This is a genomic window from Candidatus Bathyarchaeota archaeon, from assembly GCA_026014745.1.
Classification (GTDB): domain Archaea; phylum Thermoproteota; class Bathyarchaeia; order Bathyarchaeales; family Bathycorpusculaceae; genus Bathycorpusculum.
Genome location: JAOZHS010000002.1, coordinates 410,154 through 436,174, shown reverse-complemented (window position 1 = coordinate 436,174; position 26,021 = coordinate 410,154). Strand labels below are relative to the sequence as shown.

General features: G+C 46.3%; 27 protein-coding genes, 1 tRNA gene and 1 pseudogene. 17 read left to right on the top strand and 12 right to left on the bottom strand.

The genetic code is table 11. The features are described from left to right. Window positions 1-72 precede the first annotated feature (72 nt). The 3 genes from NWE92_08970 (at window position 73) to NWE92_08960 (ending at window position 1,271) form a co-directional block, all read left to right on the top strand. Window positions 73-546 carry a GNAT family N-acetyltransferase gene (locus NWE92_08970; protein ID MCW4029760.1) on the top strand — a complete coding sequence of 158 codons (474 nt, stop codon included), beginning with the start codon at window positions 73-75 and terminating at the stop codon, window positions 544-546. A gap of 126 nt (window positions 547-672) precedes the next feature. Further along, entirely contained in the window at window positions 673-1,080 is a 408-nt protein-coding gene (locus tag NWE92_08965) for a DUF2178 domain-containing protein (GenBank protein MCW4029759.1), read from the top strand. Beyond that, window positions 1,077-1,271 (top strand): helix-turn-helix transcriptional regulator, encoded by a 195-nt coding sequence (locus NWE92_08960; GenBank protein ID MCW4029758.1) that lies wholly within the window; start codon window positions 1,077-1,079, stop codon window positions 1,269-1,271. The genes NWE92_08965 and NWE92_08960 overlap by 4 nt, the downstream gene beginning before the upstream one ends. Before the next feature lie 12 nt (window positions 1,272-1,283). On the opposite strand, the gene NWE92_08955 is transcribed toward NWE92_08960, so the two are convergent. The 3 genes from NWE92_08955 to NWE92_08945 form a co-directional block, all read right to left on the bottom strand. Continuing rightward, complete coding sequence (locus NWE92_08955) at window positions 1,284-2,135, bottom strand: coiled-coil domain-containing protein 22 (protein ID MCW4029757.1); 852 nt, start codon at window positions 2,133-2,135, stop codon at window positions 1,284-1,286. A 290-nt stretch (window positions 2,136-2,425) separates the two neighbouring features. Then, window positions 2,426-3,154 (bottom strand): isoprenylcysteine carboxylmethyltransferase family protein, encoded by a 729-nt coding sequence (locus NWE92_08950; protein ID MCW4029756.1) that lies wholly within the window; start codon window positions 3,152-3,154, stop codon window positions 2,426-2,428. A gap of 62 nt (window positions 3,155-3,216) precedes the next feature. After that, entirely contained in the window at window positions 3,217-4,191 is a 975-nt protein-coding gene (locus tag NWE92_08945; protein MCW4029755.1) for an L-lactate dehydrogenase, read from the bottom strand. A 143-nt stretch (window positions 4,192-4,334) separates the two neighbouring features. Here NWE92_08945 and NWE92_08940 point away from each other — a divergent pair, with 143 nt between their 5' ends. Next, window positions 4,335-4,874, top strand: a complete 540-nt coding sequence (locus tag NWE92_08940) for a hypothetical protein (protein MCW4029754.1) — start codon at window positions 4,335-4,337, stop codon at window positions 4,872-4,874. A 137-nt stretch (window positions 4,875-5,011) separates the two neighbouring features. Next, window positions 5,012-7,432: a collagen-like protein gene (locus NWE92_08935; GenBank protein ID MCW4029753.1), complete on the top strand. Its 2,421-nt coding sequence runs from the start codon at window positions 5,012-5,014 to the stop codon at window positions 7,430-7,432. Window positions 7,433-7,779: 347 nt separating this feature from the next. On the opposite strand, the gene NWE92_08930 is transcribed toward NWE92_08935, so the two are convergent. Further along, the gene (locus tag NWE92_08930) at window positions 7,780-7,938 is read right to left on the bottom strand and encodes a hypothetical protein (GenBank protein ID MCW4029752.1); all 159 of its coding nucleotides are present in this window, start codon (window positions 7,936-7,938) and stop codon (window positions 7,780-7,782) included. A 149-nt stretch (window positions 7,939-8,087) separates the two neighbouring features. Here NWE92_08930 and NWE92_08925 point away from each other — a divergent pair, with 149 nt between their 5' ends. Both NWE92_08925 and NWE92_08920 read left to right on the top strand, forming a co-directional pair. Continuing rightward, window positions 8,088-8,414, top strand: coding sequence for a PadR family transcriptional regulator (locus NWE92_08925; GenBank protein MCW4029751.1), 327 nt, complete (start codon window positions 8,088-8,090; stop codon window positions 8,412-8,414). 159 nt (window positions 8,415-8,573) lie between these two features. Beyond that, the gene (locus NWE92_08920; GenBank protein MCW4029750.1) at window positions 8,574-8,939 is read left to right on the top strand and encodes a hypothetical protein; all 366 of its coding nucleotides are present in this window, start codon (window positions 8,574-8,576) and stop codon (window positions 8,937-8,939) included. An 18-nt stretch (window positions 8,940-8,957) separates the two neighbouring features. Here the strand turns inward: NWE92_08920 and NWE92_08915 are convergent, their stop codons facing one another. Next, on the bottom strand, window positions 8,958-10,310 hold the full coding sequence (locus NWE92_08915) for a hypothetical protein (protein MCW4029749.1): 1,353 nt from the start codon (window positions 10,308-10,310) through the stop codon (window positions 8,958-8,960). 280 nt (window positions 10,311-10,590) lie between these two features. Between NWE92_08915 and NWE92_08910 the strand changes: the two genes are divergently transcribed. The 3 genes from NWE92_08910 (at window position 10,591) to NWE92_08900 (ending at window position 13,099) form a co-directional block, all read left to right on the top strand. After that, window positions 10,591-11,205 (top strand): hypothetical protein, encoded by a 615-nt coding sequence (locus tag NWE92_08910; GenBank protein MCW4029748.1) that lies wholly within the window; start codon window positions 10,591-10,593, stop codon window positions 11,203-11,205. Between the two features lie 81 nt (window positions 11,206-11,286). Next, a complete protein-coding gene (locus tag NWE92_08905; GenBank protein ID MCW4029747.1) occupies window positions 11,287-11,859 on the top strand; it encodes a hypothetical protein in 573 nt (190 codons plus the stop codon). 121 nt (window positions 11,860-11,980) lie between these two features. Continuing rightward, a complete protein-coding gene (locus NWE92_08900; GenBank protein MCW4029746.1) occupies window positions 11,981-13,099 on the top strand; it encodes a flippase-like domain-containing protein in 1,119 nt (372 codons plus the stop codon). Between the two features lie 23 nt (window positions 13,100-13,122). On the opposite strand, the gene NWE92_08895 is transcribed toward NWE92_08900, so the two are convergent. Further along, window positions 13,123-13,326 (bottom strand): hypothetical protein, encoded by a 204-nt coding sequence (locus NWE92_08895; protein MCW4029745.1) that lies wholly within the window; start codon window positions 13,324-13,326, stop codon window positions 13,123-13,125. A 168-nt stretch (window positions 13,327-13,494) separates the two neighbouring features. Here NWE92_08895 and NWE92_08890 point away from each other — a divergent pair, with 168 nt between their 5' ends. Continuing rightward, on the top strand, window positions 13,495-13,869 hold the full coding sequence (locus NWE92_08890) for a PRC-barrel domain-containing protein (GenBank protein MCW4029744.1): 375 nt from the start codon (window positions 13,495-13,497) through the stop codon (window positions 13,867-13,869). 192 nt (window positions 13,870-14,061) lie between these two features. Further along, complete coding sequence (locus NWE92_08885; GenBank protein MCW4029743.1) at window positions 14,062-14,556, top strand: hypothetical protein; 495 nt, start codon at window positions 14,062-14,064, stop codon at window positions 14,554-14,556. An 87-nt stretch (window positions 14,557-14,643) separates the two neighbouring features. Here the strand turns inward: NWE92_08885 and NWE92_08880 are convergent, their stop codons facing one another. Beyond that, window positions 14,644-15,267 carry a hypothetical protein gene (locus NWE92_08880; protein MCW4029742.1) on the bottom strand — a complete coding sequence of 208 codons (624 nt, stop codon included), beginning with the start codon at window positions 15,265-15,267 and terminating at the stop codon, window positions 14,644-14,646. Window positions 15,268-15,533: 266 nt separating this feature from the next. On the opposite strand from NWE92_08880, the gene ligD (NWE92_08875) reads away from it, so the two are divergent. From ligD (NWE92_08875) to NWE92_08855, 5 genes are all read left to right on the top strand, one after another. Beyond that, window positions 15,534-16,418, top strand: coding sequence for a non-homologous end-joining DNA ligase (gene ligD / locus NWE92_08875; GenBank protein ID MCW4029741.1), 885 nt, complete (start codon window positions 15,534-15,536; stop codon window positions 16,416-16,418). A gap of 54 nt (window positions 16,419-16,472) precedes the next feature. Beyond that, the gene (locus NWE92_08870) at window positions 16,473-17,339 is read left to right on the top strand and encodes a Ku protein (GenBank protein ID MCW4029740.1); all 867 of its coding nucleotides are present in this window, start codon (window positions 16,473-16,475) and stop codon (window positions 17,337-17,339) included. Next, window positions 17,336-18,799 carry a non-homologous end-joining DNA ligase gene (gene ligD / locus NWE92_08865; GenBank protein MCW4029739.1) on the top strand — a complete coding sequence of 488 codons (1,464 nt, stop codon included), beginning with the start codon at window positions 17,336-17,338 and terminating at the stop codon, window positions 18,797-18,799. Before NWE92_08870 ends, ligD (NWE92_08865) begins: the two co-directional genes overlap by 4 nt. Beyond that, on the top strand, window positions 18,792-19,574 hold the full coding sequence (locus NWE92_08860; protein MCW4029738.1) for a DUF72 domain-containing protein: 783 nt from the start codon (window positions 18,792-18,794) through the stop codon (window positions 19,572-19,574). The genes ligD (NWE92_08865) and NWE92_08860 overlap by 8 nt, the downstream gene beginning before the upstream one ends. Before the next feature lie 208 nt (window positions 19,575-19,782). Further along, complete coding sequence (locus NWE92_08855) at window positions 19,783-20,589, top strand: hypothetical protein (GenBank protein ID MCW4029737.1); 807 nt, start codon at window positions 19,783-19,785, stop codon at window positions 20,587-20,589. A gap of 222 nt (window positions 20,590-20,811) precedes the next feature. Here NWE92_08855 and NWE92_08850 read toward each other — a convergent pair. From NWE92_08850 to NWE92_08830, 5 genes and pseudogenes are all read right to left on the bottom strand, one after another. Further along, window positions 20,812-21,315, bottom strand: a pseudogene (locus NWE92_08850) (CatB-related O-acetyltransferase). A gap of 201 nt (window positions 21,316-21,516) precedes the next feature. Continuing rightward, on the bottom strand, window positions 21,517-21,834 hold the full coding sequence (locus NWE92_08845; protein ID MCW4029736.1) for a hypothetical protein: 318 nt from the start codon (window positions 21,832-21,834) through the stop codon (window positions 21,517-21,519). A gap of 25 nt (window positions 21,835-21,859) precedes the next feature. Continuing rightward, on the bottom strand, window positions 21,860-22,483 hold the full coding sequence (locus NWE92_08840) for a DUF4062 domain-containing protein (GenBank protein ID MCW4029735.1): 624 nt from the start codon (window positions 22,481-22,483) through the stop codon (window positions 21,860-21,862). A gap of 179 nt (window positions 22,484-22,662) precedes the next feature. Beyond that, window positions 22,663-22,787, bottom strand: a tRNA-Leu gene (locus NWE92_08835). Window positions 22,788-22,889: 102 nt separating this feature from the next. Beyond that, window positions 22,890-25,568 (bottom strand): PQQ-binding-like beta-propeller repeat protein, encoded by a 2,679-nt coding sequence (locus NWE92_08830; protein MCW4029734.1) that lies wholly within the window; start codon window positions 25,566-25,568, stop codon window positions 22,890-22,892. Between the last annotated feature and the right edge of the window lie 453 nt (window positions 25,569-26,021).

Below are 26,021 nucleotides of genomic sequence, written 5' to 3'. Positions count from 1 at the left end.
AAACGGATAACGCCAAAGAAAAAGGCATGAGGTGAGCAAACGCTTTAGTACAAAACCAACCAATAACCCGATATGCCAAACAAGGAACCTGCCGTGGCTCTCCAAAAGGTAAACGCCGAAACAATTCAAGATTTCTTAAGCTTAATCGACAAACTAGCCGAATACGAGCAGCTAGCTCCGCCCGACGAGGAAGCCAAAGAAAGGCTGCGCCGCGACTGCTTAGCCACCAACCCCCGATACCAAGCCTACATCGGCGCGGTCAACGGCAAACCTGTCGCTTACTTTATCTACTTTTTTACCTACTCGAGCTTTCTTGCCTTGCCTACGCTGTTTTTGGAGGATATTTTTGTGCTCGAAGAGTACCGCGGACACGGGGTGGGGTCGAAAATTTTTGCTTTCATAAAGGAGGTTGCTAAGCAGGAGGGTTGTGGTCGGATTGAGTTTTCGGTGTTGAAGTGGAATCGGTCTGCGCAGGTGTTTTATGAGCGGAATGGGGCGCGTTGTTTGGAGTGGTTTTTGTATCGGTTGGTTCGGGAAGATTTTTAGCTGTTTTTTGAGGGGTTTTGTTTTTGTCTTTGGCGGTTGGGGGGGGGGGGGGGTTGTTGGCAAGGCTTAAATATTTGTTATGTTTATCTAACATATTATTAGCTATAAATAACAAAAGTGGTTAAAATGAAATCAAAACTCCTCATAACCCTCGGAATCATGGTTGTCGCAATAGTCCTCGTAACCCTAACACTCTACCTAACAAACACCCAATCCATCCAATACGACGAAATCGCCATCCTCGCCATAATCGTAATAATAGTCATCTTCGCCCTCTACATCCTAAGCGACATGACCAAAAACGTCTCAAAAGGACTCCCCGTCGGAGACGAAAGAACAAAAAACATAACCTACCAAGCAGGCTACTACGCCTTCATAGCCGCAATCTGGAGCGCAGTCTTCGCCCCTCTTTTCGTAGACATAATCTTCAACTACGAACTGCCCACAGACCAAGTTTCTGGAGCAGTAGTCCTTATCAGCGGCTTAGTGTTTGCAATATCCTACATTTACCTTATGCGGAAGAGACGAGCTTGAGAACCAAAATTAAAGAGTTCAGGGCACGCTACAACCTTACCCAAGAGGACCTTGCCCGAAAAGTAGGCGTCCGCCGCGAAACCATCCTCTTCATAGAAAAAGGCGAATACAACCCCTCCATTAAACTTGCCCACGACATCGCCAAAGCCCTAAACACCACCCTCGACGACCTATTCATCTTTGACGATTAACCTTAGTCCGACTTAATTCGGTTTGAGGGTGCTTCTCTGCAGAAAAGAGTTAACCGCGTCAATGAGGGCTTCACAGGCAAACCAGCGCTCCTCCAAAGAACCATCCGTCTCAAGGCTTTCTACGTTTTTGCGGAAAACCTTCATTTGCTCCACTTCGGGTTCCCTTTTTCTCTCATACTCTTCCCGAAGCGTTTTTTGGGCAACAGAATACTCTAACAAAACTAGCTCCAGCGCCCGCTGTTTCTCATCTATCTGCTGAGCAATGGCTACTTCTTTTTGTTCCTTCTCCTTTTTGGAGAGTCCTCGGAAAAAGCCCGCCTTTAGTTGAACAATCATTTCTTGCTCCTTTTTGAGATCCTCAACGGTCGCGTAGAGACGTTTTAGTTTGCTTCTTTTTCGAGCCCTAATGGTGCTGGCGTGTTTGGCGTATTCGGCGTTGATTTTTTTGATGTTGATTTTGCAGTCGGCGAGGTTTTTTATTTCCTGTTCCAGAGTAGCCTCTTTTTTACGGCGTTCTTCTAACTGCAGCTTTATGACTGCGAGCGCCTGCTCACGCTCCTTTACATATTGCTCGTCAACCGTGATGTTTGGGTGGGCTTCAAACTCTGCAATGACAATCTCAACTATGGTTATCCAGCGGTCGAAATGTTGGCTAAAAGGGGAGGAACCAAATTTTTGGTTACCCAACGTATGCAGCCGCTTAAGCGTAGCCTCGGATACGTCACGCACACTTGGAGTAAGCTTCTCTTCGAGGGACGGGTTGTGGCGGGGGCTGCGTTTTTTGTCTTTACGCCTCTCTCGAAGTGGCTTTTTGAATTCATTTGGGCTGCGTCGAGGCGAATTTATCCTTGGCTGGTATGCCATACCCAAACGTAACATGCTTTAAGGTATTTAGTTTATGCCCAATTACTCCGCACATTGGAGGCTGCGGAGTTGTTAGTTATCTGCAGCAGCAGTGGTGTTTTTCTTCTTTTTTAGCCTTCACAAACATTCCTAAACCTACAGCCGCCATGACAGCCCCAATGCCTGCAACAACCAGAGACTTCCTGTAATGATGCATACAAATCACCCTCAAAAGGCAGCTAGAGAAATCTAATAAAGATGTGTGTAAGCACCCTGTCACTACAAGCGACCTAAAAAAAGAAAAGGAGAAGTTATTTTCTGAATTTTATGCGAGGAATGAACGCTGGTGTTTTCCGCTTGTATTCCAAGAATGCTTCGCCATATCTGGCTTCAGATTCTTTTTCCTCAATCTTAGACAGCCGATAATACAGGACTGCAAGGACTGGCCATAGCGCTGTTGTGATAATAGTTAACCATTGAATGTTCAATCCGCCCGTTATAAGCAGAAAGCCGACGTATTGGGGGTTGCGAATGTACTTGTAGAGGCCGGTGGTGACGAGTTCGCCTTTGGCTGCAAAGATTTGGTACCACCCAAAAATCACCAGTAATATGCCGATTCCGATTATAATTTTGGAGAATGGGAACACGTAGGAGTTGTAGAAGATGTAGAAAGGTGTTTGGCCAGTTATTTGGGTGATTAGAAATTCGAGGCTGAAGATGTCCATGTATCCGAAGAAACCCATGAAGAAGTACATGGTTAGGGGTATGCCATACATTTCGGCGAATAAGGCGACAATGAAGGCAACGTAGACGCTGTTAGGGAGGCGGTTGAGTTTTTTGCGGGAAGTAGCAAACAACAAGAACAAGCTGAAGAGCACGATGTTGAAGATGACAAATGTCCAATTGTCATAGCGAAACTGTTTGGGAGTAAAGTAGTACATGAAGACTGCGACAAGCAGGGTTACAACGACAACCAACGTGGCCAGTTTTATTTTGGCTTTGGTTTGAGGATTTATTTGACTAAAACCTGGGTTTGTCATCGAATTTAGCTGTGGCTATGTTTTGTTATAACATTTACGCTTTTACTCAAACGCTGTGTAAACTATGTTGCTGCTAAATCTATCTTGGGTGCTAAGCCAACTGACTTGTTGATTTCCTTGACTGCCTCAGCGGACCGCTGAAAAGCGGTCTCTTCTCTGGAAGTTAGCGGTAGGTCTATTATTTTTCGGATTCCATCCCGATTAACAACAGCCGGCACACTCAAACATACATCGCTTACGCCATGATAGTTTTCAAGGTAACAGGAAACCGTTAAAATCGAGTTTTCGTTACGGATGATGCTTTCAACGATTCGGGTTAAGCTTAAGCCGATACTGTAATTGGTTCGTCCTTTGCGTCGGATGACTTCTTTGCCTGCGTCTCGCACTTTAATGAAGAGTTCATCGAAGTAATTTGGGTCGTATGGAATATTGCAGAGTGGACAGTACTCTTTAAGGCGCATACCCGCGACTGTGGCTAAGCTCCAGACTGGGACTTCACTGTCACCGTGTTCTCCGATGATATAGGAATGAACGTTTCGGGGGTCTACGTCTAAATATTCGCTGAGTGCAAAACGCAGCCGTGCCGTGTCTAAGACGGTTCCGCTGCCAATTACTTTGGTTTGAGGGTATCCTGAAAGCTTCAGCGCCGTGTATGTCATGACGTCTAGGGGGTTGGTTACCATAAGAAGGATGGCTTCTTTGTTGTGTTTGGTTACGTTGGGGATTATGTCTTTCATGAGCGCATAATTTTGTGCCGCCAATTCAAGGCGAGATTGCCCCGCTTTTCTTGCTGCACCCGCTGTTATAACTACGATGTCTGCGTCTTTGCAGTCGGGGTAATCCCCTGCCCACAGTTTCACGGGTCCCACAAAGGGTAATCCGTGACTCAAATCCATTGCTTCTCCTTCGGCTCTATCTTTATCGGTGTCAATTAGAACAATTTCAGGCGCTATCCCGCGGATAAGCAGGGAATATGCGAAGGTTGTTCCTACAAAACCTGCGCCGACAATGGCGACTTTTGTTGCAGTTGTTTTCATCCTAAAAGCCCCCAAGATACAAAATCAACTCATCCAATTAAAGCTATCCAAAACCTAAAACTTCCCCTTTTACATGCAAATCTCCGGTTTTCTGCGTTAAATATTAAGCAATCCTGCAAGAATAATAGACTGTGGGATTTGGTTTGGCGCTGGACTGTTATCTCCCAGGAAAAATGATTCTGATTGACGCTGCAGGCTGGAGTGACCTGCTCTTAGGCGTGGTAGTCGGAGCCCTAAAACCCCCCAACCCTATGCTTATGGAACGCCGAATCTCCGTCACATCATTTCAGCCTCCAAACTTTCAAAACAAAAAATACCTCCAAGACGCCGCCAAAATTGCCGACGAAATCGTCTCTGTTATGCAGCCCGACGAAGATACCTGCATTAAGGTCAGTTCTGAGTATGTTCTTTCTAGTGTTGTTGAGCGGTTGGATAAGTTTGGGTTTAAGGTTCAGGTGGTGGAGTCTACGGGTGACCTGCATGGAATGGTTGAGGCAGCGTTTGTTCGGTGGTGCGTTGAAAAAGGTGTACCTGAGGAGTTATTGAAAGAGAAGCAGCGGTTTTGGGGTTTTTTGGATTGGGTAGCGGAGATGCCGAATTTGCGTGAGGGTTTGGTGAAGACGGGGTGGTCGAGTTGGGAGGAAAAGTGGCGGCAAGAACTCTTTAAACGACCACGTCCCTAAGCGTTTTGTTGTAACTGATTCAAAATAAGTATTTTTATTCGATAAAACTGTTGATCGCTCGTGTTGTTTTCCATTTCATAATGATTATTAGCGCTTATCTTGGTAACGCTAATAAATCATAAAAAAGAGGACAAAAAATGAATTTAACCCAAAAAAATAAAACCCGAACACTAATCACGCTAACTTTGACGCTGCTATTGCTTTCGATGCTAACCACAGTACCCCTATCGTCAGCAACCCTTTCACCAAATGTAACTGTAACAATTGATGACCCTGCAGGCGGTCAAACCACCAACTATGCCATAACATTCACTACCCGCACAAGCGGTATCATTGAAGCCCTAGAACTGATCTTCCCTGATGGCTTCGACATAACTAACGCTCAGGCAAGCTCCGTTATAAATTTGGGGCCTGGACAACTTGACCGTCCTGGAAGCGGTCAAACCCTTCGTTACGTAGTTTATGACCCAACGGTTATTCCCGCTGGTAGAATAATTGCTATGCAGTTAACTGGCATCATGAACCCTGATGCAGGTCACTACAACATCACTGCCACTACACGGACATACCTAAACATAATTGACGGCCCCGAAGATTCTAAAAACTTCACCATAAACCCCGTCTTAACCATTGACCCAGAATATGGACCAATCGGAACCGAAGTAGAATTAAACGGCACACACTTTGGCGCAAACCAAAATGTAACCATAACATTCAACCAACAATCAATAGCTAACGTGACGGCAGATGCAAACGGAGAATTCATAACCAACTGCACCATCACAACTCTCCCCGAGTATAACGATTCGTATTATCCAACGTTATTTTTCAACGCCACTCAAGAAGATGGCTGTAGCGGATTAGCATACTTCTGGGCTTACAGTCCCGAGTTATTCCTCTCTCAAAGTGTAGGCATAGGCGGCATGGACGTCGAAGTCGAAGGCTACTACTTCACCCAAAACAGTACTGTCGACTTGGTTTGGGACATAAATGGAACCAACACCGCATTAGGCAACTTCACCGTTGACTCTGACGGGTACTTTAATGGAACCATAACGATTCCTAATGTAGCTTTAGGCGAATACAACATAACCGCAACTGACGCGAACGGCAATTACGCAATTGATTACTTTTCTATAGGCCAACCCCGATTGCAAATCCGCTATTCTACCGGTTTAGCGAACTCCTCAATACCACTTCGCGGAGTGTGCTTCAGTCCACACAGTGTCATCACTTTGATTTGGGACATTAACGGAACAACAAAAGTTGGTTTAGGCACTGCACTCACTGATGCATCAGGACGATTTACAACAGACTTCACTGTGCCCTCCGTCGCTTCTGGTTTATACAATATTACCGCAATCGATCAAAACCTCAACAACGCAACTGTTAACTTTGAATTAGTTAACACCATGATAAGATTAAGCCAAACCGAAGTCAATGTCGGGGAACCCATAGAAATTACGGGCAAAGGTTTCGACGCGAACAGCCAAGTTACGTTAACTTGGAATGTAACTGAGCTTGCAATAACTACCAGCGACGCTGAAGGCAACATCCAAATCACGATTTATGTACCTCCGTCTGCTACCGGTGTTCATCTGCTGGCAGCTGAAGACGAAATAGGAAACCATGCCCAAGAACTTGTCTATGTTTACCCTGACGTAACTGTAAACGTCGAGGAAGGCCCCGCAGGTACACAAGTCACCGCAATCGGGACAGGCTGGAATTCAACCACACCCTTATCATTGCACTTCACTCCTTACGCAATATTAGGCGGCAAAGTAGCCGATGCAGTCACAGACATAAATGGCACCTTCCAAGTGACATTTGTTGTTCCCGAAATAGTTGGTGACAGCTACTGGTTAGACGTCAGTTACGACGGCATCTACTACGAATACTACGATTGGATTCTCTTTGATGTCCTACCGCAAATAACTTTAACTCCTGACAGCGGCTTCGCCACAACCATAACTGGCACAGGTTTCCAAGCAAACGACAAGATCAGCATTTACTGCAACGGCACTGCTATCCCAACAGTTCCCTTAACTATACAAGCAAACGTTAACGGCAGCTTCACAGCTATAATCACTCCGCCCAGTAGCACAAATGCGGTTTATAACATCACAGCAACCAACCAAAATGGTGTCTCCGTCACTGCATACTTCGTGGTTCCAGATATGACTGGACCTCAAGGCGAGCAAGGACAAACTGGCGCTACAGGTTCGCAAGGACCTAAAGGCGACACAGGTGAAACAGGAGCAACTGGATCCCAAGGTGAAACCGGCGCGACAGGTGAACGAGGCACAAAAGGCGACAAAGGTGACACGGGAGCAACTGGCGCTACTGGCTCTACTGGAGCAACGGGTTCTACGGGGGCAACTGGATCCCAAGGACCTAAAGGTGACAAAGGCGATACTGGCGAAACAGGACCCGCAGGTACTTCTGCAACTGAAAGCGGCGCAATGGATACACTACAGACTTCCGCAATAGCCTTAGCAGTGGTCTCTTTGTTGATTGCCCTAGTATCAATAATCTTTGTTTTACGGTTACGTAAGTAACCGCATTTTCTTTTTCTTTCTTTTCAATAATCAGTATTGCTTTTTGCATAAGTTTAAATCAACCAGATTAGTGCTTGTGTGTTGGTGAGGAGAGCCTGTGAAGCGGTTGAGGAGCCCCTCTCCCTTTCGTCGGGGTTTTCTTGACCGTTGGAGTAGGAACAGACTCACCAATTTCCTCTTCTAATTGACTTAACAACTTGTCAACAGGGTTTTGGTGCAAAAGGCACTCGGTTAACTGCCTAAAACAATTTTTATAAAATACTCTATTGCACGGACGCCTTTTCTACCAAAAATATTTTAGATCTATCTCCGCTTGACACATAGGCTGTGCATAATCAGTTAGGATGTTACTCGGCCACTTGGATTATTTTTAGTTCCGAGCTACACCAAGGGATAATGCATCTGCCAGTTTTGATGTCTTCGCTGATCTCTTTTATGATTTGGTTGTTTGGCGTGTTTTCGCTTTCTTGGATGAGGCTAATTTCTAGAAGCAATTTTTTGGGCATGTCTGGGCAACCGTCTTTGGGCTGTTGTAGCTAATTATCTCGTTTAGAACGAGTAGGATTTAAAAGTTGTTGCATATTCGGATTTCGAATACTCCGTGGCGTGACAATAAATATATTGTTTTGTGTACCTAAATGTTATGGTGATTTTTTTGTCCGTCACAACGGACCTAAAAAAGAGGGTTGTCAGGGACTTTATGGACATACTCATCTTAAACGAAATTAAGAAGGGTATGATGAGCGGCTACGATGTGATGGCATACCTCCAAAAAAGGTTCGGTGTTTCACTCAGTTCAGGCACAGTCTATGGGACTCTCTATGCCATGGAGAGAGAAAACCTGATTGAAGGCTTCCTGATCGGCAACAAACGGGTATATCGAATAACAGAAAACCGCGATACAACCAAACTGTTGCGAGCCTATGAACCTCTTCAGGACTTTTTAAGAAACACAGTTTCTGTCAACACAAAATTCAGATAAAAACCAAATAAACGCCCTCTGAGCCAAAAAAACAGGTCAGAACATAAAGTCACAACAAAAACTAAAGGCTAAACGCCTGAGTGATAGCCCTTCCAATTCCGAAGCTACAACATTATTCTAATGTTTTATTTTTTAATGTTTTCTTTAGGTAGCGGAACAATGAAGAACATGTTTCAAATCGGTTTAACTTTAGACCGTATCCTAAAAAAACTAGACGCTATCGACGCCAAAGTAAACGCCATGCCCCAGGTACAGATTCAGGTATCCCACAGATTTCTGCCCACTTTTATGGCTCTAACCAAACTTGGCTGTGCAACTGCAACTCAACTAAGTCGCGTGACTGGGCGCGCAAGAGCTTTCGAAAGCAAAAACCTCAACGAAATGCACGCCATGGGATTGTTGGATAAACGGCGGGAGGGTAAAAGTCAAGTGTTTTTTCCTAAGCAACCAACTTTTCTTGAAGCTCAGCACCGAACCTTGCAATCAGACTTAGACCTGCTTGAAATGAAAGTGCCCGCTGACTAACTTCAGATATTGTGCCCTTTAATTTTCAGGTTGTTTATTTCGGAACCGTGGCCAGAAGAACGCGCTAGCAAACAACACAATGAATGAAATAAATACCAGCATGAACAGGGTGTCGTAAGCTTGTCCGATTGTGGTTTTCCAAATAAAACATTGGAAGTAGTCATTAGCATAGGCGCCTGGCCCTGGCCAACTCCAACCCGCACCTCCTGCGCTTGATTCCCACCACACGGGTCCACTAACGATTAAGTCTAGTTGCCATAGGCTGAAGAAGAGCAAGCCAATGGAGAACATGACGCCTGCGAGGTTTAGGATAGCGCTTGTTTTAACCAAGTTTTTGCCGAAGTCTTGCAGGCGTTTTGTGAGGTCTATTTTCGGTTTTGGTTCACAGTTGTCGGCTGTTTTGGGTAGCGCTCTTTTGCTTGAAATGTACCCCATTGCGGACATGGCTGAGAGTCGAGCCGTTACAAACATACCGTAAACAAAAACCGCTGTACCCGCTAGTAGCATTCCAAAGCCCGCGTAATTCATGATTGTGTTTTTGGCGTAGGAGCTTGCGATTAGAGAACCGTCGATGACTAGCATTGCTCCGATGCTGATTGCCCAGATGCTTCCTAACATTACTCTGGGTTGGTCTTCGCTTGCGCAGTATTCCATGAGGTTCCAGCGGTTCCTTAGAAACATAGCGACAGTTTGGGATACTCCGACGCTTAAGATGGCTATGCCGATTAGTAGCGTGCCAAATCCTGCATAGTTTTCGATTGTCTCTTTAGCGTAGTTACCTGCAACAAAGTAGCCCGCGATGGTTATTGCAACGCCTGCAGCGAGGGTTATTTGGCCCATCAGTTGGCTTTTCTGGATTTCTATATGGTACATTTTTTGTTGTTGCTGTTGGGTGAGGGGCTGATTTGAGGGGCGCTTGATTTGTCCAGTTGATACGATTGCGCCGGCTATGCCTACGAGGGCGACTAACGAGCCGCCAAGCAGCATTTGATAGCCTACGTCGTTTAGAATTGTGTATTTCGCGTAGGTGTTGCTTAGCATAAAGCCTATGACTGTTAGGAATACGCCGACTCCAAGTGACCAAACACTAAGATAGAGCATGTTTGGGCTGCGGATTTTTGGAAGGTTGGGGTCTGCGTGGCTTGTGCGGTTTCGAAGAGTTGCGGCGGCGGTTGCAAACATCGCCAAAATGAATATGCCTATACCAGCTAGCATCATGCCAAAGCCTGCATAGTTTGTTAGGGAGTCTTTGGCAAAGGAATTGCAGACTAAGGCGCCTATTATGGCTAAAACTAAACCTATGGCGATTGCTTGAGTTTTAGTGGAGAGTACTCCTTGACTGGGTTGTTTAGTGCTTGTGGGTGCACTCATAGTTAGGTCTACTCCCTAAGCAGCCAGAGTACCTAGGCGATATGGGGCTCCACTAATATAACATTTGAGTTTTTAGGCTACTGACAAAACTAAGATGGGCTGAGACTTTTTCTTTTTGTCTTGTTTTGCTGTATTTTTTTGTTTAGCTTGGTTATTTTGGGGTTTTGTGGCTTTTATAAGCACAGTTAATCGTGTATTACATATGTAATACAGGCGATAAGCCTTTTATGCATTCACCCCGTGGAAGCCCTCAAACCCCAACCCTGGATTGAACCCCCCGATGATACAACAACAAAGTAAAGCAAAACAAATCTCCATAATGGCCGTCGTCGCCGCCCTCTACGCAATCCTATTCTACGGCTCCGCCCCCGGCATGCTCCCCGGCTTCACCGTCTTATACCTCCCCGCCGTCCTGCTAGGCGTCCTCCCCTTATGGTTCGGCTGGTACGGACTCGCCGGCAGCATGATTGGCGCTTTCATAGGAGGCGTCTACGTCGAAGCCGTACCACCATACGCCGCGTGGGTCGAATCAGTCACCGCCCTAATCATATTCTCAATAAACTGGCTCCTTATCCCTCAAAACGTCGCAAACCTCAAATCAAAACGCAACCTCCTCATCCTTATAGCAGTTTACGCCCTGAGCCTCTTCATAGGAACCGCCTACATCCTTTGGCAATACACCTACCTCTTCAACATCGGAATACTGGGCTTCAGCTTAATCGGAGACTTCTCCTTCCTATTCGTACTCGCCGCCACCTTCGCCCTCAACTTCGCAGTCCAAATAATCGTTTGCCCCGCGCTGCTCCGAACAATCACGCCACGTCTCAAAAGCTGGGGCGTCTACTCAGGCACATTCGCTGAATGGAGAAAACGCAAAAAACAAGCCAACATTTAACCATCTTTTTTCTTTTGCCACAATCTTGTCCAATACTTTTAAGTTAGCGCCTAACCTACAAAGAACCCAGTGAACGGATAAATGAAAATCCGAACCATAAAACTAACCCCTGAAACGCTCGTCGAGCTAATGCAAGGAAAAAAGCCCTCTCTCGCCGCCAACTTACCTGCTGACATGGAACTTCTCGACATAAAACTAGACCTCTACACAAAACAAGTCACCGCCGTTATCCATAGCGCTACCTTCGAAGACGCCCCTCAAAACCAACCTACCCCTGAATACAAACTAGAAGCCCCCACCGAACCCGTCTTAACCACCCCAACCATAGATGTTCCTGCTCCAGTCGTAGCGCCTGAAATTCCACCGACTCCAGTTGCCCCAGTCGCCAAAGTAGAAGCTAAACCTGAACCTCCTGTCGCAAGACCGTCCCTGACCCAGCCACCAATCAACCGGTATGCCGCAAAAATGGAAAACGAGTTCAGCCCTGACCAGCGCAAAATCCTCAGCTTCACTGTAAAAGGCGATGTAGTCGTGGTGAAGCCTGTGCAGTTTTTGAAGGCTGAATGGGATGACATCAATGATGTTGTCCGCGGTCTAGGCGGTAAATGGGTGAAGGGAGATATAATCAGTTACTGGGAAATCCCCCTCGAGTAACAGTCCCTTATCCTGTTTTTTGCCGTTGCTTTTCTGTTAAGTCGTTTTCTGCAATTGACATAAATATAACTGAATGCATGTTTGGGTTCACACCTCTAGCCTGTATTGAGGCAGGAATTTATTGCAAAATCTACGAGCGCCCAATTACCCTAACCGCAAGTCCCTTGCTTTATTAGCTGTGGGTCTTGTTGCTTTCATTTTGTATCTGCTATTCTTCGGGGACTTTGCTGGCTTCATTTCGTTGCTAAGCACTCTGGATTTGAAGAATTACGCTATCTTTTATTCGTTAGCGATTTTGGCGGTTGTACTGGCGGTTTTTTTTGATTCCCTAATCTGGTACAATCTTCTTAACGCTCTACGTGTCCAAATCAGGTTCCGCCGTATCATGCTTTACAATTGGATCGGCAACTTTGTCGAAATGGTCATCCCCTGCGAAACGGTCTGTGGCGAAGCCACGCGCATTTACCTCGCCCAAAGGGAACCACAAGCTGATGTCGGGGTATCCTCAGCGACGGTCATAAGCTCCCGCATGCTAAGCACCTTCGTATATACGGGCGGCTTAATCATCGGTTTCATCGCGTTGGCTCTAAGCCATACCATACCAAGTTTTTTGCTAACAATTGTCACGCTCATTACGGCTGGAACCGTGACGATTTTGGCTGCAATTTTGTATTTAGCCTTCAAAGAAGGCGCTGCCGAAAAATTAGTCAACTTTTTAATGCGCATAATCGCGGTGATTGTGAAGCGACCAGCAAAGCAAGAACAGGAAAAAGAGAATCTCCAAAAAGCCCTTTTCTCTTTTAGCGAAGCCTTCCGAACCTACCGCAAAAATCCACGTATGCTAATAAAACCTGCCATATTCGCGGTGATAGCTTGGTTCTGTAACCTCATGGTTTACCTTATGATATTTTATTCATTAGGGTTTAGCCAAATCGGCATTTTGGATTTGGCGACAGTTTATTGTGTAGCTTCAACTGTGGAAACCTTGACCGCTGGCTTCCCTGTAGGAGCCGTGGAAATCACCCTTATCAACCTATTTTCGCTCTATGGTGTGCCAGTCGCGATAGCTGTAGCAGCAACCACCCTGTCACGGTTAATTACATTTTGGTGCCAAGTGCTCATTGGGTATCCTCTCATCAATTTGCTGGGGCTGAAACCATCAATGACGCTAAGTATTCAAAGTGACCCGATTATGCCACAAGTCACCGTTCCGTCATCATCTAAAAACAAAATAGACTAACGGGTATCCGAATAAAAAAGAGGTTAAGGAGTTTTTTTGGGTTTAACAACGATTTTAACGGCTGCATCAACTTCAAAGCTCTCTTCGCTGTTTGAGACCGCGAATTTCCATTCTTTGATTTCCACGTTATGTTCCTTGAAGTAGGTGAGAAGTGTGTCTTTGAATTCGTTGGCTGCTTGCTTAATCTTTGTAACTCCCTCTGAAGAAAGATCAAATTTCTCAGACATGCAAAACACCTTTAACTAATAAACGGTTTTCAACCTATTTAGCCCTTGCTTTAAAACAGACAACAAAAAAATTTGGTTGTTGAAAGCAGTATTTGTCACGATTTGTTTATTGGTAAACCAGAAAATTCTTAAAACCATCCACTACTAATAATCAATCGGTGTGAGATTATGGAGAAATCCGACAAACCCCTAACTCGAGATGCATTATTATCCATGCAGGTTATCGACGCTCAAGGTCATCTGCTTGGTACAATTCAAGATGTCATTTTTAAGATTGGAAGTATGGGTGTATCCCTCAAAGTAGTAAAAGCAACGGGAGAAACCCTGATTATAGACTGGGAAGATGTCCAAGGCGCCGCGGACTTTGTAGTTGTTAAACCACAAGCGGTTAAACAGCAGTTCGTTCAACCTCAGGCAACCGCTCAACCTGCCCAACCAGCGCAATCAGCTTCTGCACAGGCTTGCCCAACCTGCGGCAAACCTCTAACGTGGATTGCCCAGTATAACCGCTGGTACTGCTACAACGAACAAAAATACGTCTAACTCTCTTTTTCATTTTTTCTTTTTCAATTCAGTGTAATCCGTAGCTGACTTTTTCTCTTTAGGTGCCTTTCATGGCGAAAAGGGCTTATGATTTTCAGCCGACTTTTGTTTTGGGTAACAATCTGGTAAAATATTATATCCGCCCCCGACCTAACCGCTGGCTAACTAAGGCTTTAAGGAGAAAAAGAACCCTTGCCGATAACCCAAACCAGAAAACTCTTAACCCTTGCTCTTGCAACGGCAACACTGCTGCTTGCTTTCATAGTAATCAACAATGGAGTGTCAGCTCAAACTTTTAATCCCCAACAGCCCCCATTAGACGGAACCATGCCCAGCCCGGGATTTGATGGTGGCATGGGACCTGGCGGATTCAACGGCACCTTCCCCGATGGCGGAATGGGTGGTCCAGGCGGTTTCAATGGAACCATGCCTGGCGGACCAAGTGGTGACGGCAATTTTACACGACCCGATTTCATAGGCACCCCCTCAGACGGCACGTATAACGAAAACAATGGACTGGTGTCTGGGTCTCAACCAGATTACACATTGATAATCATAATTGCAGTTGTGGCTGTGGCGGCTGCGGTTGCAGTTGTTGGGGTTGTGTTGTTTCGTAAAAAGAAAAAAGCCAAACCTGCCTCTCCACCGCCTCCAACGGATGCGGCAGCTTCCACCTTCGATTTCTAATTTTTGTAAAAAAACCTAGACGATACAAGCGAAGCTACTGCAATTTAATCAGGTAAAAGAAATTACTGCACCAAAAAAATGGTGGGTTTAGTTTTCAAGTGGTTTTTCTAAAACGGTCACCGAACCGTTTTTGCCTAGACGCAGCTGCTTTTCTCCTTTAAACATCGCCACATGCGCGTTTTTGACTTCGATGCAGTCGCCAACGTGAACCGACCCGACCTGTTGATCCCAGAGGCAAAGCAGAACTGTTCCTGAGTCATCGCCTATGACGGCGTTGGAGACGATTGCGTTGTCTCGGAATTGGGTGTGAACTTTGGAGGGTTGGGCGGTTTCGAGGACTTCGGCGTTTATGTTGATTTTTTTCATGCCAACGCGGAGGTCTTGTACCTTATAATGTGAAGGTACGGGGCTTTGTCGGGCGATTTCTTTGCGCACGCGAGTAGAGCCCATGGAACTGTCAAAGGAAACGTCGCCACTTTGTAGGGTGCTAATTGGAACACGGAATTGAGCGACGACTTTGCCGTCTTTGGTTATTAAAAAGATGGCTTGGTCGTTGACGTCGCCGCGGTATTCAACATTTAAGTCTCCTACGGCTACTTTGCTTTCTCCTTTAGCTTGAGTTAGAGCTTGGAAGAGCTCCGTTGGGTAAACATCATGCTGCGCTGAGATGAAGGCAAGCTGGTCTTCGAGTGTGGGTTTTTTGGATTTCATATGGTGTTTTCTCCCCCATGTTTATTTAGCGAATAATCTCGAAACAAGCAAACGGATAGCCAAAATTTACTTATCCTTGATTAAATTCCGCAATTTATACTATTAACAGGTTCCCTATATAGGTGTAACTGTACAAAAAACGATTTTTCAGGCTAAAACAAGCATAATTGTACAGTCCGATGGTCGCCTCATTTGTTTTCCACAAAACAAAAAGCTAAGACTCCACATAACAATAAACAAGTTTACTCCCTTTTACGGTGACAAGGATGACCAACGACTCTGATGAATTAAAGCAGCTAACCAAAGTAAACCTCAAAAACCTCGACAAAATCTTCTACCCCCAAATAGGCGCAACCAAAGCCCAAGTCATCGAATACTACATCAAAGTCGCCCCCAAACTTCTCCCCCTCATAAAAAACCGTCCCCTCGTCCTAACCCGCTACCCCGACGGCGTAGAAGGACAAAAAACAAGCTTTTTCGAGAAAAACGCGCCTGAAGGCACCCCCAACTGGGTCCAAACCTTTGGCATCTACTCAACAGCCAGCAAACGCGACGTTAACTACATTGTCTGCAACGACCTCGACACCCTGATTTGGCTGGCAAACTTGGCGGCGCTCGAAATCCACATGCCCTTCTCCACCACCAAAGACATCGACCACCCTGACCTCCTCTTCTTCGACGTTGACCCTGAGCCCCCCGCAACCTTAAGCGACGCTGCCGACGCGGCATTACTCCTAAAAGACAAACTTGAAAGCTTAGGCTACACGCCGTTTGTGAAGACCTCGGGCAAAAAAGGTTTACATGTTGTTGTCCCCGTTAAGGCGGAGCATACTTTTGAGCAGACTCGCGTGTTTGTCCACAAAGTCGGCATAGCCCTCGCGGGAGAAAGCAGCATGATTGTCTCTGAATTCAAAGATACCAAGAAACCTGGCAAGGTGTTTGTGGATTATCTCCAGAATTCCCCGATGCGCACCATGGTTGTGCCTTATAGCGTCCGTCCGACTCCCAATGCGACGGTTTCAACGCCGCTGGACTGGCGCGAGGTACACCGCGGAATCGAACCCTCAGATTTTAACCTCTCCAACGTGGCTCAGCGGCAAAGTAATCCTTGGCGGGAACTTTTTGCGCATCAAGCAAAACTTAGACTCTAGTACGCCTGCTTGGTTTTTGAAAAAGGTTAAACCCTCGAAGCCCAATAGATACTTTTGGATATTGCCGTTTTTGGAGGAAACCTTTTGGGTTTAGAACAAGAACCACCCCAAACCGATCAAGAGCAAACTGAGAAAACCAGTGCAGCCACCCCCACGCGCTCCATATGGTCGGGTAGCATTACAATAGGCTTAGTCAATGTTCCCGTCAAGTTGTACTCGATGATTTATGACCGCGGGGTCACCTTTCATTTTCTGCATAAAACTGATGGGCAACCCCTCAAATACGTAAAGATGTGCACCAAAGACGACGCCATTGTGCCTTGGAATGAGGTGGTTCGCGGCTACGAAGTCGCCAAAGACGAGTACGTGGTTTTTGAGAAAAACGAGTTAGACGCGGTTCGACCCGACTCCGACAAACGCATCCGCATCAGCAAGTTTGTAGATTACTTCTCCGTGGACCCTGTCTATTTTGACCGTACCTACGCGTTGTTGCCTGATAAGAGCAAAGAAGCCTACAGCCTTCTCCTTAACGCGTTGCAACGGACAAACAAGGCGGGTGCGGCTCGTATCACGCTTCGAACCAAAGAGTACCCCGCGCTGCTTCACCCATACAAAGGCGCGTTAGTGCTAACGACGCTGCGTTATGCCTATGATGTGGTGGATCCGCAGGATTTTGAGAAACTCGGCAACCTTCCCCAACCCGAGAAGGTCGAATTAGACCTTGCCATAAAAATCGTTAACGACCTCTCAGGCGAATTCGACATATCTGAATTTGAGGATACTTACCAAAAGAAAGTTGAAGCGCTGGTCGCCAAGAAACTCAAAGGCGAAAAAATCATTGTTGAGAAACCTCCCGAAGCTGAAGCAAAAAACCTCATGGCGGCGCTACGGGAAACCCTTAAGCAGTTGGAGCAGAAATGACTCGTCACCTCTACCAGCCTATGCTTGCCAAAGTCGCCGAAGACGCCTTCACCGACGCCGACTGGATATTTGAAGTCAAATGGGACGGATTCCGAGCCCTCGCATACATTGAGGAACCTTTTAGTTTGCGGAGTCGAAGCGGCAAAGAGTTGAAGCAGAATTTTCCTGAGCTGCAAGAACTCACCAGCCTCGGCAGCAAAATTGTGGTAGATGGGGAAATCGTTGTTATGGCGGGTGGTGTACCCGATTTTCAGCGACTGCTTGAGAGGGGGCAAGCGGTTGGGCAACGCGAGATTGAGCGGCAATCCCAACGGACACCTGCAGTTTACATCGTGTTTGATATACTCGAAAAAAACGGCGAATCCCTCGTTGATCTGCCCTTGATGCAGCGTAAAAGTATCCTAAAAGAGTCGCTAAAAGAAGGCAAAAACGTGCTGCTCTGCGATTACATTGAAGAACGCGGAGAAGCCTACTTCCAATTAGCCCTACAGCGCGGCTTGGAGGGCGTGGTAGCCAAAAAGAAGAGCAGCCCATACGAGGAAGGCTTGCGCACAGGGAGCTGGCTAAAAATTAAGAAGCTCAAAACCTGTGACTGCGTAATTTTCGGGTTCACTCAAGGTGAAGAATCCCGCAGGCACACCTTCGGTGCCCTACTCTTAGGGCTCTACGATGGGGAGGGTACACCTGTTTATGTGGGAAAAGTGGGCACTGGCTTCACCCAAAAAACCCTAAAAGAGTTAAAAGAAAAATTCGAGAAACTCCGAACCGAAACCGTCCCCTTCAAGCCCGAAACAGGTGACGTCGTAACGTGGTTGGAGCCTAAACTCGTCGTTGAGGTTGCCTATCAAGTCGTGACCCATGACCAACGGTTGCGGATGGGACGGTATAAGCGGCTCCGCGACGATAAAAAACCTAACCAATGCACGTTAGACCAAATTGTGGAGAAAAAAGAGATGGAACCCCTAAAACCTGAAAAAACAAAGATCCCTTCAGAAGAAAACCCTAAACTTGCCGAATACACTTCCAAACGTAGCTTCTCAGAAACCCCTGAACCCCCAGGCGAAACCAAACCCTACGACCCCCTAATCTTCGTGGTTCAAGAGCATCACGCCCGCAACCTCCACTACGACTTCCGTCTCGAAAAAGACGGAGTCCTCAAAAGCTGGGCAGTCCCCAAAGGCATCCCCCAAGACACCAGCACCCGCCGTCTAGCCGTCGAAACTGAAGACCACCCCTACGAATACGCCAGCTTCGAAGGCGAAATCCCCAAAGGACAATACGGCGCGGGAACCGTGAAAATCTGGGACAAAGGACACTACACCCCCAAACTCTGGGAACAAGACAAAATCGAGTTCACCCTCAACGGCGAACGCCTCAAAGGACGCTACGTGTTGGTACGCCTCAAGAAAGCAGAGGACCAAAAGGACTGGTTGATGCTGAAGGGAAAAGACAATGTCTGAGTTATATTTGGGCACGATTGGCTGGAGCTACAATTTCTGGCTTGGAAAATTTTACCCCACCAAAACCGCCCCCAAAGACTACCTCCACTACTACGCTACCCACTTCAGCACCGTCGAGGTGGACAGCAGCTTCTATCGCATCCCCACCCAACAAATGGTGCAAAACTGGAAAGCGCAGGTACCCGAAGGGTTCAAGTTTTCCCTCAAATTCCCCCAACTCATCACCCACATCAAAATGCTCAAGGGCACAGACGCCGAAACTGACGTTTTTCTGGAGCGCGTCAAGTTGCTGGGCGAAAAGTTGGGCGCTTTGCTGCTGCAGTTTCCACCCAGTTTTGCCGCTAGCCACTTTGCAGATTTAGAAGCGTACCTTTCAAAGCTGCCTAAGACGCTGCGGTACGTGGTTGAAGTTCGCCACAAAAGCTGGCTCAACAAGGACTTCTACGATTTGCTGCGGCGGTTGGGCGTGGCGTTGGCGTGGGCAGACAGTCCCCTTATGCGTGAGACTCGCGAGGTTACGGCGGATTTCTTGTACATGCGTTGGGAAGGCGACCGCGCCGCAGTCAACGGCACCTTGGGCAAAGTCGAAGTTGACCGCGCAAGCGACCTACAAACGTGGGCAGCCACACTAAAGCCCTACCTGCCAAAAACGCCTATGTTCGGATATTTCGCGAAATATTACTCAGGTTATCCACCAAGCGACATAGAGTTGTTCTCTAAGTTGGTGCCAACAAAACCGCTTGGTCGAACGCCATCTTTAGCATCCTTCAACTAAACTCTGCTTAAAGCAAGGTTCTAACAAAAAATATGAAAGGGTTCGTGTGGGAAAACCCCTATAATTTTAGCAACGTGTGTGGCACATGTTGGCGGCGTTTTTTGAAGCCCTTTAGGCTAATCGGAAGGGCTTAGTCAAGAAACTTTGAATAGGTTAGTCAAGGATTCTTTACGAAAAACTTCTTAAAAGCAACATTAATAGTGCATACTTGGTAGCAATGAGAAAGCCCGTTATAGTATTAGCTCTTCTTGTGATGCTTTTCTCAATGGAATCCTTTGCGTTGGTTCAAGTGACAGATGCTAATCCATCTTGGGGAACGTCGGCTTCACCCATACCGCCTATTAGAGATCCGCCCCAAATAATCATTAACTCCCCAAAAAGAACAGAATACAACCATCCAGCTGTGTGCTATAGCAATCCAGTTCCATTGAACATAACAATAATTCAACCGGACTCATGGGTAACAAATAAAAGTTTTAAACTGCCAACTTCATTAACAGATAATTCTGATACCGTGGTTGTTGGACAAAACACGCTACGGTCTATAACTTGCATAGTTGATGGGCAATCATTTGTTCTATGGAATGGCACACCTTGCGGTTTTGGAATCACCTATTATTTGCCTAAAGTAACAGAGTTTTCCGCAGCCGTGAATGTAAGCCATGGAGGCCATAGCTTGCAAGTAAATGTCATTGCAGTATCAGAGTACGTTACGGAAGGTATTATTCCGTTTGCACAGAAACAGTATGATATTTCAGCTAGTGAAAGTATTGAGCTTTTTCAATTCGCTCATTGCGATTCTACAACAGTAGATGAAATAAAGAGTTCTTATGTAATTTCACCCTCATCCTCTATCGCCCCAACAAAAACTCCGATGCCCACTCAATCTCCAAATCCAGCTCTTATGCCCGCTGTGCCTGAGTTCTTGTCCATAATAGTAATTATCTTTCTGATTTTGACTATATTGACTATTACAGTAATATTTCGGAGAAAGCTAACCCTCAAGCTACCGTAATTACTCAGCATAGTGTAACGGAACGCTAAGCGACTCAGTTATACTCGGTTTTTCGCCAGTCTCTGTCGTTGACTCTGTTGATTTTTTGGCGGCACTTATGAACGCATCAATATCTTCAGACATCAACAGCGGAACAAATTGACTGATTTTTTCGTCCGACCAGTTCCACCAAGCAATTTTAAGTAACTCTTCAATCTGCTCTGGCTCAAAACGGTACTTAATAATTCTCGCAGGGCAACCTCCCACCACTGCGTAGGGCGGAACATCTTTCGTAACCAAAGACTCCATTGCAACAACTGCACCGTTCCCGATGGTCACGCCTTCTTTTACTGTAACGTTGCTGGCTATCCAAACATCGTTCTCGATGATAATGGGGTTAGCTTCAAACGTTGATACGTCAAATTCGCCTTTGATATAGTTGGGCGGCACATCATATTTCCAAGCATCATAGAATGCGTAGAAAGGGTAGGTTGACCCCCAATGGTAATTGTGCTTGTCTAAAAAGGTAAACACAAGCCCCGCCGAGATAGAGCAGAAATTTCCTATCCGGCTGCCAGCTGATTTTTTAAGCGTAACCTCCCTTTCTTTGGCGCCTCCTACCCCGACCAGCTTAGGACGTGGACCATAGCTGTGTCTGCCATAAGGAATTATTATGGCCGTCTCGGTTGTGTTCGTCCCTGTTACGCGGGCTAAAATGCTTCTAAAAGCCCAAAGCCAACTTACCATTTGACACTGCTCCAAGAACAAAAACTAAAGACACGATAGGCATAGGTTGGGTACTGATTTATAGTTTTGTTACAAGCACAAATTCCACTTGCTGGCTAATGATTACACAGCTATTGTGGATGCAGACTCAAGCTACCCAAAAGCTTCACAGAGGCGGCTTGTTTGACTCCGTGACCCCTGCAGTTATGGCGTAGTATCTCTTTATCGGTTCTGAGCTTTGTATTCAAGAAAAGTTTCAAAAAGATTTTCAGCAATACTTGCATCTTGTCGAAAAACAGAAAACACTTTGTCTTTAGGCGCTCTAAATTGGATTCCGAAAGTGTTGTCGCCGACCAAAATTTGACCTGGGAATTCCTGCATTGAACCTATTTCAAATCTGCCTTTAGTCTCGTTTTCAATTTTTTTATATTTTTCCAAGTTCGCTTCAAAAATGTTCTGCAAATTGTATTTTGATATTTCTTCTTTGGTGTGTTCCAAAGAGTATAGATACAAAAATCGGCGGTGCTCGTCTTGTTTCAATAAATCAATCCATGCTTCAACTGCTTTAAAAAAAAGACTCTTCTAAGTAATTCTTTTGTTCAGAACCATAGGGTCTTAGCCCTAATAGCATTTGAGGGGTTTTTACAACTATCAAAAGACGCCTTTTGGCATTTTTGATGACGTTTATCGCAGTTTTCCACGTGGTCTCAATACTAGTCGAAGTTAAAGCAGGCTCTATAAATCTGCTAGAAACAAGATTCATCAAGCCTTCCTTTAATTCTCTTTCAAGTTCCCGTAAGGTTCGAAACTTTTTTCGGAAAGGAACATATTGAATTCCTTGGTTTAGTTCAATTTGAGTATTTCCGCTCAAAAAGCTCTCAAGTTTTTGTGTTCTTGCTTCACGGTAGGTAATCGTTTTGACAAGAAGCAACACGGGAACTCCAAGCTCAATTGCTGTGTTAAACTCTTTTTCTACAGCTTCGGTAAGGTCCTTCCATAAAATAGCGACAAAAATATTCGAATTTTTTATTTCATCCAAATATGCGCTTTCGAGATTTTTGTCCATTGCTGGGAGTTGTTCGAACATTACTGGCTCCATATTCAACTGGTTTATAGTTTCTAGAGCCATCTCCCTTTCATTTTCAAGCTCTAAGAGGGAGGAACTGACAAATACTCGGATTTTACGCATACTATTCCCATTCAGAAGATTGTTATTTAACCTTTAACTATGGATTATTTTTAAGGTTTTGTAAAATCCTTTAGAAAGCTCCTCAAATTCAATAAGAAAAACAGCCAAATGCGATCCTAGATTTTTAAAAAATACTGTTGGGGTTTGCCAGGGATAAACCCCCAGTATTTTTAAGGAAGTGGTGGCGGGGGTGGGACTTGAACCCACGAAGGCCTGCGCCAGAGGATCTTAAGTCCTCCTCCATATCTTAGGTGCACCTTGCGGTGTCTGGCCACCTATTTAGACCTGGCTCGGATACCCCGCCACCAGCACCGATACACTCTACAAAGTATTGTTTAAGTTTTGTGTTTAGCGTCTACCGAATTCTGCTCAAGAACAGGGACAAAAAAAGAAAAGAGGGGAAGAGTTATGGGCGTTTTTTCACAGCTACCAGAATGAGTGCACCCACGACTGCTATGGCGATGATTATGGCTACTGCTGCACCTACGATGAGGTATGCGTCGGATTGGGGCTCTGCAGTTATGGGCTGCTGGGTTGGTTGGCTGCTTACTTCGTCAACTGCAAACGCTGTCTGCGAGTGGGAGGGCCAGTAGGCTCTGGAGCCTTCAAAGCTTGCGCTAACGGTGTATTTGCCGGGGATGTCGGGGAACCAGTTTAAGCTGTAGAAGCCTGATGCGTCTGTGAGGGCGGTGCCGATGTTGCGGAAGTTGCCGTTGCCGTCTATCACGTCGATTTGTACTTCGACGCCAGTTGCGTTTGTGGGTTCGGATTGCTGCTCATACACGAATTCCATCCATGCTTCTTGGCTTTCATCTGAAACTACGGGTACACCGTTGGGGAATCTGGCTGCTTGCTCGGTTTGTTTGGTGCCGGGTGAGATGTCGGTGACTGTGCCGCTGATAATGACTGATTTGCCGAGGTCTACGCCTGCGTCGGGGGCTGTGACGGTTAATTGGCTGGGTCCTTTGCCGTAGCAGTAGATTTTGTTGTCATAATAGTTGAGGCCTATCGCGTAGCCGTCTGCGACGATTACGTTGCCGTAGTGGAGGATTTTCCAGATTTCTGTGCCGTCGGTTGCGTTGATGCAGCGTACATATGAACCACGCCAGAGCGGTTGTGTGCGCCAGAGTGGGCTGGAGTAGATGAATATTTTGTCGTCTGCGATGCATGCGATTTCTGCGGGGAAGTCTCCGAAGGGTGATTCGTAGCCGATTTGTTTGGGTTCATATTTCCAGAGTACTTCGCCGGTGGTTATGTTGTAGCAGACTAAGATGCCGCCGTTGAGGTAGGTTCCTGAGTAGAGTTTGCCTTCGTAGATGTTGGTGTTGCTCATGCCGTAGTATTTCATGGGTTCTTCAGGTTCGCTTTGCCAGATATGTTTTCCCGTTGCGAGGTCGTAGCCCCATCGGGTTCGGGTCTGGGTGCAAGAGAATAGGAAGACTCCGTCTTCGGGGTCAACGGTTCCCATGCTTACGGTTTTGTTGCCTGCAGAAGAGGGTGGCGTGAATGTTACGTTCCATAGTAGTGCGCCTAATGCGCCTTTGGAGGGGTCTAAGTTTAGTGCCCAGAGGTATCCTGGTGTGATGCCTTGTTCGTTGTTGCTGCCTGCAGCTCCGCCGATGACGTATTTGTCTTCGCGTATGGTTTGGATGCTGCCTGATGATGATGTCCATGGAAGCGAGACATTGAGGGAGTAGGCGTGGCTTCCGTCATAGGTGTAGTTGAGGTATGGTCTCCAGCTGGCATAGTTGTTGCTTGAGAATCCTGAGTAGTCACCTTTTTGGTACATTTGTTGGGTGCCTTTCCACCAGATAGCTTGGGTTGAGTTCCAGCATTGCAGGTAGAAGGGTGGTCCAGCGGGTGCGAATGGGCTTGGGCCGGGTGTTCCTGCAATGTTGTATCTGAGTATGCTTCCGTCTTTGCCGTATACTCCGGTGCCCCATGCTGAGGTCATGCCGAAGAAGTTGGTTCCTGATGGGACGTTGTTTATGCTGCAGATGTAGCTGCCTGTGTATGCGTCAAACATCATCCAAGTGTTTGGGGTAGCTGCTGACATGCTCCATAGGTAGGGGTATCCGCCCATTTGGTTGTCTAATTCGGGGTCGTATATCTGTGCGAATGAGAGTGCCTCTGTTGGGATGGAGCCGTAGTTGTCGAACATGCCGCCTCCGACTCCTGTTACTGGGCCGGTGGTGTTGTGGAAGTAGAGTTGCTTGCCCGTGTAGAGGTCTAGGCAGTACCAGCCTTCGCTCATTTGGGGGTTTATGGCATTATAGTAGATTTTGCCGTCAAGAACTAGGGGCGAGAAGGATAATCCGCCGTAGTGTGAAGTTACGTAGGTGTAGTCGTTGAATCTTTCGTCCATGATGCCTCCGGTAAATCCTTGGGTTGACCACATTATGTGGGCGCTTTCAGGGGCTAGACCATATCCGAAGCTGGTTGTTGGGCCATTGGTTTGGGCGTTGTTGTTGCCTCCAAATGAGCCAACCATGTCTAGCCAGTCGCCAGCGAGGGTGTACCAGTAGATGTTGGCGCTGTTGATTGGTCGCGTCCAGTATGCGCTTGGTAGGGGTGTTTCAGGCCAAAGCGGTATAGGGTCTTGCTGTACTGTGAATGGTGTGGGGTCGCTTATGCTTGCGTAGTAGGTGTCGTTGATGGATGCGTAACCTTGTTGTTGGGCGTCTGGCACGCCGGGTTTGAAGGGTAACCCTGTGATTACGGTTGTGGGGAATTTCACGACAGCCGTGTAGTTGCCGGGTTCTGCGGGAACGTACATGGTGTAGCCGCTTCCCACTGAGTCGGAAGTTATTGGTCCTATGGTGTCGTTGGTTCCGTCAGGTTTCATGATGTCGACTGTGAATTTCCATCGGTCGCCGTATTGTCCGTTTGCGGTGGGTGGTACGCTGTTGATCCAGAAGATGATTTTTTCCGTTTGCCCTACGCCAATTACGTCGTTGCTGACAACGCAGTAGCACCAAGTGGGATACTTGTATCCTACGTTGCGTGCTGTTTGCAGGGGAATAAAGCTAAGAGACATTATCAGCATTAGAAATAATGCCAAAATTATAGACTGTTTTTTATGCATTTTCAGATTTCCTTTCGTTTTTTGCAAACAAGTTAACTTGCTTGCTATAAGTCTGTTATCAAATTCAGGTGTATTTATAATTAACCGCTAAATAGTCTGTATAAAATTCAAAAAAACTAGCTTTTTTATTATGTATACTGGCTATTTGTGGAGCTTATTTGTGGCTAGCATGTTGATGCAGCATATCGTTATATCCGATGGTTGGGCGTAGTCTCTTGCAGGTTGAGGAATACGCTTCACGAAACCTCCTTAAAACCATAAGCTACTCCTAAAGGACCTGACAAAGATAACGTCAAGAAAGGACCTGAAAAGAACTTATGGACTTATGAGAGAAAAAACGTGGGGTTTTGACTCAACCTGTCCTTCTCAGATGGTGACCAGTTGGGGAATACGCTTCACATGGCGTGTGTATAGACCACAGGTTACTACTAAAATGCAGAAAGGCGATTGCCT